At 36.4% G+C, this 13,367-nt stretch carries 13 protein-coding genes; 7 read left to right on the forward strand and 6 right to left on the reverse strand.

Translation table 11 applies throughout. The annotated features are described in order from the left end of the window. Positions 1-619 precede the first annotated feature (619 nt). Entirely contained in the window at positions 620-1,291 is a 672-nt protein-coding gene (locus ACK4R1_RS11375; protein WP_409686889.1) for a DUF4294 domain-containing protein, read from the reverse strand. 80 nt (positions 1,292-1,371) lie between these two features. Here ACK4R1_RS11375 and ACK4R1_RS11380 point away from each other — a divergent pair, with 80 nt between their 5' ends. Then, complete coding sequence (locus ACK4R1_RS11380) at positions 1,372-2,460, forward strand: M42 family metallopeptidase (protein ID WP_409686891.1); 1,089 nt, start codon at positions 1,372-1,374, stop codon at positions 2,458-2,460. A gap of 69 nt (positions 2,461-2,529) precedes the next feature. Here ACK4R1_RS11380 and ACK4R1_RS11385 read toward each other — a convergent pair whose 3' ends face one another. The 4 genes from ACK4R1_RS11385 to ACK4R1_RS11400 form a co-directional block, all read right to left on the reverse strand. Next, positions 2,530-3,009, reverse strand: coding sequence for a hypothetical protein (locus ACK4R1_RS11385; RefSeq protein ID WP_409686893.1), 480 nt, complete (start codon positions 3,007-3,009; stop codon positions 2,530-2,532). Positions 3,010-3,201: 192 nt separating this feature from the next. Beyond that, positions 3,202-3,576: an ankyrin repeat domain-containing protein gene (locus ACK4R1_RS11390; RefSeq protein ID WP_409686894.1), complete on the reverse strand. Its 375-nt coding sequence runs from the start codon at positions 3,574-3,576 to the stop codon at positions 3,202-3,204. A gap of 150 nt (positions 3,577-3,726) precedes the next feature. Next, a complete protein-coding gene (locus tag ACK4R1_RS11395) occupies positions 3,727-4,674 on the reverse strand; it encodes a phosphoribosylaminoimidazolesuccinocarboxamide synthase (RefSeq protein ID WP_409686896.1) in 948 nt (315 codons plus the stop codon). A gap of 138 nt (positions 4,675-4,812) precedes the next feature. Then, the gene (locus ACK4R1_RS11400) at positions 4,813-5,766 is read right to left on the reverse strand and encodes a PhoH family protein (protein WP_409686899.1); all 954 of its coding nucleotides are present in this window, start codon (positions 5,764-5,766) and stop codon (positions 4,813-4,815) included. Between the two features lie 123 nt (positions 5,767-5,889). Between ACK4R1_RS11400 and ACK4R1_RS11405 the strand changes: the two genes are divergently transcribed. From ACK4R1_RS11405 to dnaN, 5 genes are all read left to right on the forward strand, one after another. Continuing rightward, entirely contained in the window at positions 5,890-6,714 is an 825-nt protein-coding gene (locus ACK4R1_RS11405; RefSeq protein ID WP_409686903.1) for an S-adenosyl-l-methionine hydroxide adenosyltransferase family protein, read from the forward strand. A gap of 30 nt (positions 6,715-6,744) precedes the next feature. After that, positions 6,745-7,041 carry a putative quinol monooxygenase gene (locus ACK4R1_RS11410; protein WP_409686906.1) on the forward strand — a complete coding sequence of 99 codons (297 nt, stop codon included), beginning with the start codon at positions 6,745-6,747 and terminating at the stop codon, positions 7,039-7,041. A 64-nt stretch (positions 7,042-7,105) separates the two neighbouring features. Further along, positions 7,106-7,831, forward strand: coding sequence for a gliding motility-associated ABC transporter permease subunit GldF (gene gldF, locus ACK4R1_RS11415; protein ID WP_409686909.1), 726 nt, complete (start codon positions 7,106-7,108; stop codon positions 7,829-7,831). Then, positions 7,831-9,513 carry a gliding motility-associated ABC transporter substrate-binding protein GldG gene (gene gldG / locus ACK4R1_RS11420; RefSeq protein WP_409686912.1) on the forward strand — a complete coding sequence of 561 codons (1,683 nt, stop codon included), beginning with the start codon at positions 7,831-7,833 and terminating at the stop codon, positions 9,511-9,513. Before gldF ends, gldG begins: the two co-directional genes overlap by 1 nt. A 165-nt stretch (positions 9,514-9,678) precedes the next feature. After that, positions 9,679-10,797 (forward strand): DNA polymerase III subunit beta, encoded by a 1,119-nt coding sequence (dnaN, locus tag ACK4R1_RS11425; protein WP_121314402.1) that lies wholly within the window; start codon positions 9,679-9,681, stop codon positions 10,795-10,797. A 55-nt stretch (positions 10,798-10,852) separates the two neighbouring features. On the opposite strand, the gene ACK4R1_RS11430 is transcribed toward dnaN, so the two are convergent. Next, positions 10,853-11,686, reverse strand: coding sequence for a universal stress protein (locus ACK4R1_RS11430; RefSeq protein WP_409686915.1), 834 nt, complete (start codon positions 11,684-11,686; stop codon positions 10,853-10,855). 178 nt (positions 11,687-11,864) lie between these two features. On the opposite strand from ACK4R1_RS11430, the gene mnmE reads away from it, so the two are divergent. Then, on the forward strand, positions 11,865-13,274 hold the full coding sequence (gene mnmE / locus ACK4R1_RS11435; RefSeq protein WP_409686918.1) for a tRNA uridine-5-carboxymethylaminomethyl(34) synthesis GTPase MnmE: 1,410 nt from the start codon (positions 11,865-11,867) through the stop codon (positions 13,272-13,274). The last annotated feature ends 93 nt before the right edge of the window (positions 13,275-13,367 follow it).

Genomic DNA, 13,367 nt, shown 5'->3' on the forward strand with positions numbered 1-13,367 from the left:
CTCTTACTCTCTTTTATTTGTCCCGATATCTCTATCGGAACGGCTGTCAATTCAATATGTCTATGAACGTATTCTTCTTTTCTAATTACCGCTTTCATTCTCAAAGCGGGTGCAAAAGTAAGCAACTTTTTTATTCTGGCAAGCATTTTTGAAAATATTTTTTAATCAATTTTCTTAAGGCTTGATTTTCAGAAAATCAGGGTTGCTAAGATAAAAGGTTTTATTTAGCTACACAAATTTTCTTTTGATTTTGTAAAATCTTAATCCAAAAAAGTAAAGAACTCTGCTCTAATACTTCACTTTATTCTTATTTGTTATAGGAGTTCAGTGATACGCCTTTCGGCTTAATTGCGGGTGCAAAAGTAACACTCTTTTTGGTATTCGCAAGTGTTTTGCAAGTCTTTTTTGGAAGTTTTTCGCAACTAGTTGGTTCTACGGTTTTTGCAAGTGAAAGTTTTTTTGCTTTCAAGTATTCAATACAAATTTTACTTAGCCCCGATTGTAGCAAGTATCCTTTTTTATAGCGAAGTACCTCGACTGCACTCGATGTGACAAAAAAGATACTGCGGAAAGCGGGAAAATGGATTACTGACAAAGACCCGACCATTCGCTTTAAAAACTATTTTTTTAATGCTTTCTTTTCCCAATACTCGGTTAGCTCGTCAATATCAATTGGGGTTGCGGGCTTTTGAGGCATAAGTCTGCCTCTGGTAAAAGCTCTATCGAGAATGGATTCGATTAAGAAGTCTTCATTGACCTCGTAAGGTTGGTATTTAGTTTTGAGATTGATGTCGAAAAGTTTGGCTGTGTTGTTTGACCAGAAAGCCTTCCAGCCGCTTTTATAATCTTTAATGAGCTCGAAAGTGGTGTAGCCGGTTTGTCGATGAATTAGTTTGACTAATATTTGTCCTTGTTTTCTGGATAACTTCTTTAATTGTCCGGTGAATTCATTCTCCATATAGTCTTCTACAATTTTGAAGTATTTCTTTTTCTCTTTGTTGGTTTTGAGTTTATCCATATTCTTATTCAAAACGGTTAGGCGTTCTGCGGCAGCTTTGGCGAATGGATACACTTTGTAGACTCTGTTTTGAAGTAACAGGAATTCCTTTTTTTCGACGGCCGTTAATTTATTTTTGTAGACTACGACTTCTTCTAATAGGATAGGATCTTTGACGATGGTGTCGTTTTCATCGGTTACTGTTTCTTTTTTTTTGATAGAATCTGTTGAAATTTGGGCACTTACGGGTGAAGCCATCAACAGTACAAAAACGAATAAAAGTAACTTCTTCATAAATAATAATTATTAGGGTAAAAATATAGAATATCCTTAACAACTGTGATGCCAAATTTATATTTTAGCAAAAAAAAATTATGGCAACAAAATCTATACTTACCAAATCATCGCTTGCGTTTTTAGAAAATTATTTAAATAATGCTTCTCCGACCGGTTATGAATCGAGTGGACAGAAGCTTTGGATGGATTATTTGAAACCTTATGTGGATACTTTTATCACTGATACTTATGGTTCGGCAGTTGGGATTATTAATCCTGATGCTCCTTATAAAGTAGTTATTGAAGGTCATTCGGATGAGATTTCTTGGTATGTTAACTATATTACAGACAACGGACTTATCTATGTTATTAGAAATGGGGGCTCGGATCATCAGATTGCGCCTTCTAAAAGAGTAAACATTCATACTAGTAAAGGAATAGTAAAAGGTGTTTTTGGTTGGCCTGCGATTCACACTAGAAATCGCGGTAAGGAAGAATCGGCTACTTTGCACAATATCTTTATTGATTGCGGTTGTTCTACAAAAAAGGAAGTGGAAGATTTGGGCGTGCATGTGGGTTGTGTGATTACTTATCCGGATGAGTTTATGATTTTGAACGGCAATAAATTTGTTTGTCGTGCGATTGACAACAGAATGGGCGGTTTTATGATTGCTGAAGTGGCTCGCTTATTGAAGGAAAACAAAAAGAAGTTGCCTTTTGGATTGTATATTACCAATTCTGTTCAGGAGGAAGTTGGTTTACGTGGTGCCGAAATGATTACCAAAACGATTAATCCCAATGTGGCTATAGTAACAGATGTTTGCCATGATACTAGTACGCCAATGATTGATAAAAAAATTGAAGGCGATTTGGAAATGGGTAAAGGACCGGTTATTGCTTATGCGCCTGCAGTGCACAATACTTTAAGAGATTTAATTGTGAATACTGCTCAAGATAAAAAGATTCCTTTTCAGCGACATGCAACATCAAGAGTAACTGGGACGGATACTGATGCTTTTGCTTACAGCAATGGCGGTGTTCCATCGGCATTGATTTCGTTGCCATTGCGTTATATGCATACTACTGTGGAAATGGTGCATCGGGAAGATGTTGAAAATGTAATCAAACTGATTTATGAAAGTTTGTTGAAGATAGAGAACAATGATTCGTTTTCATACTTTAAATAATAGCAACAAAAAAGCATCCTTTGCGGGATGCTTTTTGCTTTTACATTGCTGTAAAAATTAACCTAAAACTTATAATTTTAAATCTGCCGGAACAGCCATATTGTTGATACTTGGTTTATTGTTTTTTAATGAACGGTTGATTTTTTCAAAATCTAAAGGATAATACTCAGTATCAACAGTGCTTTCTACTATTTGGTTTCTTTCGGCTAGAATGTCTTCAGCAGACATTTCTAGAGCAATTGGTTGGTAACTGTCTTCACAAGTATCGGTAACCAATTTGTTTTCAGCAATTACTTCGTTTAATGTTTTAGTGTAGGTAGATTTGATTACAGAACTCGGATTAAAAATTGTAGTTTCTTCGCCGGTGTTTTCAAAAGTAATTTTTGAAACTTCTTTGTTTGCGAAAACCAATTGGTTTTGTTGCTCGTTGTCTATACTTACTGTAGCTAAATCCTGTTGAACTAAATCTTGCGTACTTAATTCGTTTGCTGTACTAATATTGTTAAAACCTATTACAGCTAGTCCTAAAAAAATGATTGTTGATTTCATAATGATTGATTTTTGATGATGATTTTTTTATTATTGTTATTAATATCCTATGCAAATATATGGCTAAAAAAAGGTATCTTGTATTACATAGTACTTAAATTTAACATAATTTTAACTTTTAAAACATCCTAACTGTCTGATTTAAAGAGAAAAGCGCCATTTTGACAATCAATGGCGCTTTGTTTTAAATGACTAAGCTTGTTTTAATAAAGCAATTGCTTCATTCGCTTTTGAGAATTCAGCATACTTTAAGGCAGTATAACCTCTTTCATCTTTAGTGTCTAATTTGGCTCCATTTTCCAATAATAGTTTTATGATTTCTACTTTATTGTAACGTGCCGCTAACATTAAAGGTGTAGTTCCGTTCTTTGATTCGTTCACATCAGAACCGTATTCAATAAATTTTTTAACGGTAGCCAAATCACCTTTAACGATTGCATTGCAAAGAGGTGTTACGTCATAGATGGTTACTTCGGTTGGATGAGAAGTTGTTGAAATGTTTGTTGCCAAAGCAACATTAGTAAAAGCTACAAGAGCTAAGCCTGCGAAAATGATTGTTTTCTTCATGATGAATGATTTAAAAAGTTAATGATTGCCTATATGACGCCATTACCCTAATTTTCGTTGCATCAAATAGTTAACTATAACAAAACTTTAACATTAGGCATAAAAAAACCACGTCTAAACGTGGTTGGTAATCTTATGTTTACTGTTGCTTTACAATTTCAAAAAATTAAGAACATGTTGTTGGATACGTTCGTTTATGTTTGAAATATCGGCTTTAACGAATTTTTCTCCTAATATGTTTTCGTATAATTCGATGTAGCGTTCTGAAACGGTTTCAATGTATTCATCAGTCATGTTTGGAATTTGTTGGCCATCTTTGCCTTGGAAACCATTCTCTATTAACCAACGGCGAACAAACTCTTTTGACAATTGTTTTTGCTCTTGATTGTTATCTTGTCTTTCTTGATAACCGTCGGCATAGAAATAACGTGAAGAATCCGGAGTGTGGATTTCATCGATTAAGACGATAATGCCATCTTTGGTTTTTCCGAACTCATATTTGGTATCTACCAAAATCAATCCGCGACTTGCTGCTATTTCCGTTCCGCGTTGGTATAAAGCTCTAGTGTATTTTTCTAATACCAAATAATCTGCTTCTGAAACGATTCCTTTTTCTAAAATAGCTTCACGCGAAATATCTTCGTCATGCGAACCGTTATCGGCTTTGGTTGTTGGTGTTATTATAGGTGTTGGAAATTTATCGTTCTCTTTTAATCCTTCCGGCATGGTTACGCCGCAAATAGTTCTTCTTCCGGTTGCATATTCACGAGCTGCATGACCGGAAAGATAGCCACGAATGACCATTTCTACTTTGAAAGGTTCGCAAAGATGTCCGACTGCTACATTTGGATCCGGCGTTGCAATTAACCAATTGGGTACAATATCCGAAGTTAAATGCATGAACTTGGTCGCAATTTGGTTTAGGATTTGTCCTTTGTATGGAATTCCTCTAGGCATAACGACATCAAAAGCAGAAAGTCTATCGGTAGCAATCATGACTAAAAGTGCATTGTTGATGTTATAAACCTCTCGCACTTTACCGCGATAAACGGATTTTTGTCCCGGAAATTGGAAATTGGTAGTTGTTATCGTATTCATGTTGTTGTGTTGTTGTGCGTGCAAAAATAGGAATTTGAGATTACTTTTTCAGGCAACTATTAAAATAAAAAAAGAAACCCTATCAAGTTTAGGTGATAGGGTTGTGATTCTTCCTTCGTCAGAATGACAAATTATTATCTAGTAATCATTGTTCTCAATACTCTTATAGGCATCAATTACTTTTTTCACCAATCGGTGACGAACGATATCTTTATCGTCTAGGTAAATGATTCCGATACCTTCAACATCTTTTAAAACGAGAATTGCTTCTTTTAGACCGGATATCGTTCGACGAGGCAAATCTACTTGTCCCGGATCTCCGGTGATGATGAACTTGGCGTTTTTCCCCATACGGGTTAAAAACATTTTCATTTGCGAATGGGTTGTATTTTGGGCTTCATCCAAAATGACGAAAGCATTGTCTAACGTTCGACCGCGCATGAAAGCCAAAGGTGCAATTTGGATGATTCCTTTTAGCAAATAGTCTTCTAAAGTTTGTGGCGGAATCATATCGCGAAGTGCATCATATAATGGTTGCATGTATGGATCGAGTTTTTCCTTCATGTCACCGGGTAAGAAACCGAGGTTTTCTCCTGCTTCTACTGCCGGACGTGTTAGGATAATTCTTTTTACTTGCTTTTCTTTTAACGCTTTTACAGCCAAAGCCACGCCGGTGTACGTTTTACCTGTTCCGGCAGGACCAACAGCGAATACCATGTCGTTTTTGGCAACATATTCTACTAACTTTTGTTGGTTGGGTGTCATTGCTTTGATAAGCTTGCCGCCCAATCCATGAACTAAAATTTTATCGCTATCGGGCATGCGTTGTTCTTCCTGAGAATTACTTTGTATGACTCGATCAATTACATTGTCGTCAATATTGTTGTAACGAGTAAAATGCAACATCAAGCGGTTGAAGCGATTTTCAAACTCATCGAGTTCTTCTTTTTCGCCAAAGGCCTTCAGGGTTGTACCACGGGCGACAATTTTGAGTTTAGGATAATACCTTTTAATGGTTTCAAGATGAGCATCTTGAGCGCCCCAAAATTCTTTGGGTGCGATGTCGTGTAATTCAATGATACGTTCGTTCAAAAGCAGTAGTATTAAATTAAAATAATTCGCTATATATTATTAGCTTTGTATCCAAATTTAATCAAATAAAAGAATAGCTTTTACTATTTTTGAACCCAATTTCCACCAAGTTATAAACAATCTATGTCAATAATTACCTTAACGACCGATTACGGATTAAAAGACCACTTTGTCGGCGCTTTAAAAGGTAAATTGTTATCAGAATTTCCCGAGGCCAGCATTATTGATATTTCACATCATATTGATGCCTTTAATATAGCGGAAGCAGCTTATATTATTGGTGCGGCTTATGGTAGTTTTCCAAAAGGCACAGTGCACTTGATTGGTGTTGATATCGAATTAAATACTGAAAACCAACACATTGCCATGCAATGGAACGACCAATATTTTGTTTGTGCCGATAATGGCATCCTGAGTATGTTGATTCAAAAAATTGTACCGCAAAAATTGGTTACTATTAACATACACGACAGATTGCCGAGTGATGCTACAGATTTAGATGTTTTTGTTAAAGTAGCCTGTCATTTGGCAAAAGGCGGATTGCTGAATGTGATTGGCAAAGAAATTTCAGCCATTAAAGAAGTAACCGAATTACAAGCCGTTGTTCAAGACAACCAAATCAAAGGCTATGTAATTTACATTGATCATTTAGGAAATGCTGTAACTAATATCTCGAAGAAATTGTTTTTAGAGATGGGTAAAAGCCGGCCTTATGAAATTAAGTTCAAAGGCCAAAGCATCAAAACCATTTTACCTAAATTCTCTGATATCGTTGTTTCGGAGAAATATTCTTGGAAGGATTATGAAGGCGAAAAGTTAGCGATATTCAACGAAGCCGGCTTTTTAGAGATTGCCATTTTTAGAAGTAATCCGGACACGGTTGGCTCGGCAAATTCGTTATTGGGATTGACTTACAGGGATTTGGTGACCATAGATTTTAAGAATTAAAAAAAGAAGCAAGAAATAAGAGAAAAGATTATGTTTGTTAGAATAGTAAAAATGAGCTTTCACGAAGAAAACATTCCAATGTTTCTGGAAAATTTTGAGAGCATTAAAGAGAAGATTCGTGCCTCTGAAGGCAATCGCTTTTTGGAACTGTATCAAGACAAAAATAACCCGTGTATTTTCTTTACCTATAGTTATTGGGAAACAGAAGAAGATTTGGAAAATTACAGAAAATCGGCTTTATTTGATGACGTTTGGACATTTACCAAAAAGCTATTCAACGATAAACCGGAAGCCTGGAGTGTGGATAAGTTAGTAAGTTTAACATAGTTGTCCGTTCTCGGTTCTCGGAAAAAAACGACAACAGACAACAGACAACAGACAACAATTAAATATGAAATCAATCGCATTAAGAGAAATAAAATCCTTTTTTGGTTCACCCATCGGGTATTTGGTGATTGCCATTTTCCTTTTGCTCAACGGCTTGTTCCTTTGGGTTTTCGACGGGGAATACAACATTTTACAAAGTGGCTTTGCCGATTTGAGTCCGTTTTTCACTTTAGCGCCATGGATTTTGATTTTCCTCATTCCGGCCGTTACCATGCGTAGTTTTTCGGATGAGAAAAAACAAGGTACGATTGAACTTTTACTGACCAAACCTTTGTCGATTTGGCAAATTGTAAACGGCAAGTTTTTAGGCTCATTTTTGCTGATTGTAATCGCCTTAATTCCAACCCTAGTTTACGTTTACGTGATTTCTAGTTTAGGTTCTCCGGAAGGCAATATCGATATGGGCAGTACGATGGGTTCTTATTTCGGATTGTTATTTTTAGTGGCGTCATACACCGCTATCGGCATTTTCACTTCTACCCTATCTGAGAATCAAATCGTAGCTTTTTTGGTTTCGGTGTTTTTGTGTTTCTTGTTTTATTACGGTTTCGAAGGCGTTTCGAATTATGTCTCCGGTTTTGAGGATATCATTTCCAAAATCGGAATGGATTATCATTTCAAAAGTATGTCTCGAGGTGTTTTAGACACTCGTGACATCTTGTATTTTGTGAGCGTAGCCTTTTTGTTTTTATCATTCACCGTGTATAAATTAAAATCTCTTAAATCGTAATGAGTGCTCAAAATAACAACTTGAAAAAGATAGCAATCACCCTACTATTTGTAGTAGTTTTAAACTTTGCCGGTCATTTTGCTTTCAAACGATTTGACTTGACGGCCGACAAGCGATATACACTTTCTGAAACCTCTTTGACTATTGTTAATGAAGTCCAAGAGCCACTTTACATCGATGTTTTTTTGGAAGGAAATTTTCCCGGTGAATTCAAAAAGTTGCAAACGGAAACCCAACAGTTATTAGAAGAATTCAAAGCTGAAAACCCTAATATCATTTTTCAATTCGTAAACCCATTAGAAGACGAGGAACAACGAGACGCCACGATTCAATCGTTTTTGGAGCGCGGTTTAATTCCGGTAAATGTAACTGTAAATAACAAAGGGCAACAAACGCAAGAAGTTGTTTTCCCTTGGGCTGTAGCCACTTGTGGTGAGCGTTCTGTAAAAGTACCGTTGTTGAAAAACATGATGGGCGCTTCAACGGCAGAAAAAGTAGTGAGTTCGGTGCAACATTTGGAATATGCTTTCGCCAATGCCATCAATACGGTAGCCAAAGCCAAACAGAAGAAAGTCGTTATCTTAAACGGAAATGGAGAAATCGAAGACCGATACATTGCCGATTTTATCAAATCAGTAAGAGATAATTATTATATCGGACCATTTACTTTGGATTCTGTTGCTAAAAGTCCGAATGAAACCTTAAAATACTTAAAAAAATATGATCTCGCTGTAATTGCCAAACCAACAGAAGCTTTCACCGATGAGGAAAAGCAAGTCTTAGATCAATTCATCATCAACGGCGGAAAAACACTGTGGTTGGTGGACCAAGTCAATATGGAAATGGACAGTTTGTACAACGAAACCGGTTCCAACTTGGCTTTCCCGAGAGATTTGGGATTGAACGATATGTTCTTTAAATATGGTATCAGAATTCGTCCCGATTTGATTTTTGATTTGCAAAATACACCTATTGCTTTGGCTACCGGCGAACAAGGAAGCGCCACGCAATACACTCAATATCCTTGGTTTTATTCACCTTTGATTTATCCAACATCAAACAATCCGATTGTGAGTAATTTGGACGGTATCAAGTTTGACTTTGCCAGTCCGATTGAACTTTTAGGGAATGATATCAAGAAAACTGTTTTATTGGAATCATCTAAAGTTTCAAGATTGGTTGGAACGCCGGCACAAGTAAGTTTAGAAGTGGTTTCCCTTCGACCTGAGCCTAAAGAATTTGCAGGAAAAGGGAATTATCCCGTAGCGGTTTTGTTAGAAGGCCAATTTCATTCGATGTATGAAAATCGCGTTTTGCCTTTTAAAGATACTGATTTTAAAAACTCAGGCAAAGCCAATAAAATGATAGTAGTTTCCGATGGAGATATCATCAAAAATCAATTGGATAAAAACGGAGTGCCACTTGAATTGGGTTATGATAAATGGACTAATAATTTGTATGCGAATAAAGAGTTTATGATGAATTGCGTCAATTATTTGTTAGACGACAACGGACTTATTAACATTCGCAGTAAAGAAGTTGATTTGCCGATTTTTGACAAACAAAAAGTGATTGACAACTATACCTATTCGCAAGTCGTAACTGTAGCAGTTCCAATCGTTATCTTATTGTTATTTGGCGTAGCCTTTACCCTTTTGCGCAAGCGAAAATACAGTAAGTAATGTTAATAAAAAACTTTTTAAAATCTGTTAGTTTAAGATATATTTGTAAAAAATAAAACAATCCGATGAAATGCTTAGCATTCCATCTTCCGAAAGAAACAAATAAAAAATTCAGATGAAACGTTCGCGTTCCATCTTCCATTAAAAAACAAATAAAAACTACGGATGAAATTCATTGTATCGAGTTCCTACTTATTAAAACAACTACAAGTTTTAGGTAGCGTTATCAACAGTAGCAATACCTTGCCAATCTTAGATAACTTCCTATTCGAATTAGACCATAAAACCCTAACTGTTTCCGCTTCTGATTTAGAAACGACTATGTCGGCTACTTTAGAAATTGATTCTACCAGCAAAGGCAGCGTGGCAGTTCCGGCGAAATTGTTATTAGACATCCTAAAAACATTTCCGGAGCAACCGTTGACTTTCACCGTAGAAGAAAACAGCACGATTGAAATCAGTTCCAACTCAGGAAAATACGCGATTGCTTATGCTCCGGGTGAAGAGTTTCCAAAATCAGTGAGTTTAGACAATCCTTCTTCTACCGTTGTGCCTTCTGAAGTTTTGGCTACCGCGATAAGCAAAACGATTTTTGCTGCCGGAAACGATGATTTACGTCCGGTAATGAGCGGTGTGTTTTTCCAGTTTTCTCCGGAAGGTTTGATTTTCGTGGCTACTGATGCACACAAATTAGTGAAATACGCTCGTACTGATGTGAAAGCCTCTCAAGTAGCTGATTTCATTATGCCAAAGAAACCTTTGAACATTTTGAAAAGTATTTTAGGAACCTCTGAATCTGATGTGACTATCGAATATAATGACTCGAACGCGACTTTCTCTTTCGACAGTTATGTATTGACTTGTCGATTAATCGATGGGAAATATCCAAACTACGAAGCGGTAATTCCAAAAGAAAATCCGAATAAATTAATGATTAACCGAGTACTTTTATTGAATTCTGTTCGTCGTGTTGCGATTTTCTCTAACAAAACTACGCACCAAATTCGTTTGAAAATCGCCGGTGCCGAATTGAATATTTCTGCCGAAGATATAGATTACTCTAACAAAGCGGAAGAGCGTTTGACTTGTGATTACCAAGGTGACGATATGCAAATTGGTTTCAACTCACGATTTTTATCTGAAATGTTGACCAATCTTCAATCAGACGAAATTATGTTGGAAATGTCAATGCCAAACCGCGCCGGAATCTTAACGCCAATTGATGGATTGGATGAAGGTGAAACCGTTACTATGCTAGTTATGCCGGTAATGTTAAACAACTAAATTAACTAACCAATTATACCAAAACCGTCTCGATTTAAAATCAGGGCGGTTTTTTTTATTCGTGTAAAGCCAAAATCGGTGTTTTCAAATAATAAGACAATTTCTGGGTGGTGGTTGTGGTAAAAAGTTCGACAAAGAAGTTTCTTTTGTAAGTCAGCATTGCCAACATGTCTGCATTTTGATTGTCTAAAAAGTCTTCAATGGTTCTTTGCACGTCTTCATCAGGTATGATAAAAAACTGGAGATTCTCCTCGTCTTCAAAGTGTGATTTCCAGCGGTTAATAGTCTCACTATTCACATCAGAATCAATAGTTTTGACATAAAGACATTTAACTTGCGCCTGAAACTTTTTAGCATAAAACAAAACTTTGTGCAAGGCCTCAATATCTTTTGGTCTAAACCGTGTAGTGAATGCGATGGTTTCAATTTTTTTATATTGGGCGTCAGCAGGAACACTTAGCACAGGAACTTCAACATTGGTGAGTACAGCACCGGTATTGGTTCCTAACAAAGTATCAAACCAACCTTCGGCTCCATTGGTTCCCATCACTACTAAATCAATATTTTCTTCGACCACTACTTTCTTGATATTATTCAGTAAATCACCGTCCATTAGGATGTGATTCATAGGTATATGGTCTAATTTTCTCTCTGAAGCCATGCTTCTCAGTTGTGGTAACTTCTCTTTAAAATGCTCGAAATTAGCCAATTCAATGGTATTGTAAATGGTTGCATAATTAAATGACATCGCTTGAGTATCAACCACAGGCAACTCAAAGGTGTGCAACAAAACCAATTCGGCTTTGAGCAGCTTTGCCATTTCCAAAGCATAAACAAACGCATTGTCTGAAGTCTCTGAAAAATCTAAGGGAATCAATATCTTTTTCATGGTGTTTCATTTTGATGTTCTCTCAAATTTACGATTATAAAATTTGAAATAAAATGATAATTGTCAGATTGTGAAATATTTAACCTAAACTCATTAATAAAAATATACTGCTATACTTTTCTTAACTTTGCGCACTCGAGACCGAAAGGTCAAACAGTACGAAGTAAAAACTTTAAAGATGATTTCACAGGAAACTATAGTGGCTTTAGCCTCGCCTTCGGGTGCCGGTGCAATTGCCGTAATCCGAATTTCGGGTAAAGACGCTATCACCATTGCCGAACAAGTATTTCAATCGGTTTCAGGGAAAGCCATCAGTAAGCAAAAAACCCATACCATTCATCTCGGACACATTGTTGATGAAGGAAAAGTATACGATCAAGTATTGCTTTCTATTTTTAAGAACCCACATTCCTATACTGGTGAAGATGTCATAGAAATTTCCTGTCATGGTTCTACTTACATCCAACAACAAATCATACAATTATTACTGCGAAAAGGTTGTAAAATGGCACAAGCGGGTGAATTTACCTTGCGTGCTTTTTTAAACGGCAAACTCGATTTATCTCAGGCAGAAGCCGTGGCCGATTTGATTTCTTCGGATAACGAAGCCAGTCACCAAATTGCGATGCAACAAATGCGTGGTGGCTTTAGTAACGAAATTGTGAAACTGCGGGAAGAACTGTTGAATTTTGCTTCCTTAATCGAACTTGAATTAGACTTTGCGGAAGAAGATGTAGAATTTGCCAATCGAACCCAATTTAAAGACTTATTAAACCGAATTGAATTTGTTTTAAAAAGACTAATCGATTCCTTTGCCGTTGGAAACGTGATCAAAAACGGAATTCCTGTAGCCATTGTGGGTGAACCCAATGTAGGAAAATCGACTTTACTGAATGCTTTATTAAACGAAGAACGCGCTATTGTTTCCGACATTGCCGGAACTACACGCGATACTATTGAAGACGAATTGGTCATTGAAGGTATTGGTTTCCGATTTATCGATACGGCAGGAATTCGCGAGACGAAAGATGTAGTAGAAAGTATTGGGATAAAAAAAACTTTTGAAAAAATTGAGCAAGCGCAGGTCGTTCTGTTTTTGGTTGACGGTTCTCGGTTGTCGGTTGAAAGTTTGACCGGCGTAAAAATTGAAATCGAAAAGATTCGAAATCAGTTTCCATTAAAACCAATTATAATCATCATCAACAAAAAAGATTTGATTGCTCCTGAAATGCTTTCGACCATTTATCAGCAACTAACAACAGATAATGGCCAACCGACAACCGTTTACATTTCCGCCAAAAACCAAGAAGGTATAGAAGACTTAAAAAAACAGTTAATGTCATTTGTCAACACCGGTGCTTTGCGCAATAACGAAACGATTGTGACCAATACACGTCATTATGATTCGTTGTTAAAAGCGTTGGAAGAGATTCAAAAAGTGCGTTTTGGTATGGATACTAACTTATCATCAGATTTGATGGCGATTGACATTAAGCAAGCGTTATATTACTTTGGTGAAATTACCGGTGAAGTCACTAATGATGAGCTTCTTGGAAATATTTTTGCTAATTTCTGTATCGGAAAGTAAACTCAGGATTATTAAAACATTCAATATGCTCTGCTTATTTAGGTAAATTTACTATATTTATACACTACTATTCGCTCTTTCAAAAATTAGATT

Source organism: Flavobacterium sp. (assembly GCF_046293665.1).
Classification (GTDB): domain Bacteria; phylum Bacteroidota; class Bacteroidia; order Flavobacteriales; family Flavobacteriaceae; genus Flavobacterium.